Raw genomic sequence first — 1738 nt, 5'->3', positions numbered from 1 at the left:
GTATGTAAACGCAACTTGCATTGCTTGCTGTTTACTGAATTGCTGAACCACTCCATACAAATCTTGGGGACTCAAGTGTTCGGTGTTGGACTTGAACTGGCTGGTTCCATAATTCTGGCAGAAGAAGCAACTCAGGTTACAGGAGTTTGCTCCCAGGGAGATAATCTTAGAACCGGGTCGAAAGTGATACAGGGGTTTTTTCTCGATGGGATCAACTCCCAGACCCATGTGCTTTCCATAGTTGACGGCAATCAACTTGCCACCCTGGCTTTCTCTCCCTCTGCATTTACCAGATTGTCCTGTTTTAAGGTTACAGTGATGTGGGCAGAGATCGCAAACCACCCCGCTCTCCCCCACTTTGCGGTAGAACATTGCTTCTCTTAGCTGATCCATCTTTCCAACAACTCCATGTGCCTGTTTAAAGCTTCCGCGTATCTTTCCAGGCATTTCTGTGCTCTGCGTCCCATGCTTAAACGCTTTTCCGGATTTCCGTGTAAATCTATGATATTGTCCGCTAACTCTGATTCGTTGGAAACCAGAATAGCGGATTCTCCGGCCAATGCTTTTACTGATTCGCGGCAAGATTGATTATACTCGCCAATGATTATTGGCTTTCCATAATAGGCTGGCTCCAAGGGATTATGGCCGCCGAAATTGAAGAACGAACCACCCACGTTGGCAATGTCGCAAACAGAGTAACATTCGTTTAAATGCCCTATGGTATCTACTATCAAGACATCGCCACCCCCGCTACCATTATTATCGACCTGTGTGTACAGGGTTGCTTCCGGAAAGACTGCGGCCACTTCATTTGTTCTCTTGGGGTGGCGGGGCGCAATGATGAATTTCAACCGCTCAATTTTAGATTGCAGCTCGGGCAGGATAGCTTTGAGCATCCCCTCTTCCCCCGGTCTGCTGCTGCCAAAGCAGATAATGAAGTCCTTCTCCGCAAAACCCAAGCGCCGCCTTGTCGATGCAAAATCATACTCAGGCAATTTGAGAGCGAATTTCAGATTACCCGCTGTATGCACTGGCACATCAAAAATACCATTGAATCTTCCACTGTCGGCATCTGATTGGCTGATAATGCAGCGAATGGGTTTTTGCAGGTATCTGAGCATCCGTTTTATCCGCGCATAGTTTTGCAATGACTTTTCCGACAAGCGCGCGTTCACAAAGACCACAGCGATGTTTTGGCGTGCTGCTTCATGCAAGAGATTGGGCCAAATCTCGGTCTCCATGATAATGATCAAACTGGGATTTACTATCGCAAGTTGCTTTCTCCGCAAATGCCTGATATCCATCACTGCCAGAAATGATTGTGGGTGTATCGCCTTTGCCGCTTTTAAACCTGTAACCGTGTTTGTGGTGATTACAATCTTTTTATCCGGATACTTCTGCTTCAGAGACACCAGCAATGGTTTGACGGCGTTGACCTCACCCACTGAAGCGGCATGCAGCAATATTCCCCCCTCGCTGTTGCTGCCCTGGGGTTTGAGGGAATCTGTGTAATGCTTCCCCAGGCAAATCAACCAGATTAGCGGATAGAATAGCAAAAATGCTGTTTCCAATATCAAATTATATAGACCAAAGATGATGGCAGCCATAGTGCTTAGTAACTCAAATGAAAAAAGGACGCCAATCCTGACGTCCAATTTATGGCGGGAGCGACGAGACTCGAACTCGCGGCCTTCTGCGTGACAGGCAGACGTTCTAACCAAACTGAACTACGCCCCCG

1 protein-coding gene and 1 tRNA gene are annotated in these 1738 nt (G+C 47.5%); both read right to left on the bottom strand.

All coding sequences use genetic code 11. The features are described from left to right. Nucleotides 1–380: 380 nt before the first annotated feature. Nucleotides 381–1607 carry a 3-deoxy-D-manno-octulosonic acid transferase gene (locus GX466_08310; GenBank protein ID NLH94196.1) on the bottom strand — a complete coding sequence of 409 codons (1227 nt, stop codon included), beginning with the start codon at nt 1605–1607 and terminating at the stop codon, nt 381–383. A gap of 52 nt (nt 1608–1659) precedes the next feature. After that, nucleotides 1660–1737, bottom strand: a tRNA-Asp gene (locus GX466_08305). Nucleotide 1738: the final 1 nt, after the last annotated feature.

The sequence above is a fragment of the Candidatus Cloacimonadota bacterium genome (assembly GCA_012516855.1).
Classification (GTDB): Bacteria; Cloacimonadota; Cloacimonadia; order Cloacimonadales; family Cloacimonadaceae; genus Syntrophosphaera.
The sequence above is the reverse complement of the archived record's forward strand: the minus strand, read 5'-3'. Positions and strand labels throughout refer to the sequence as shown.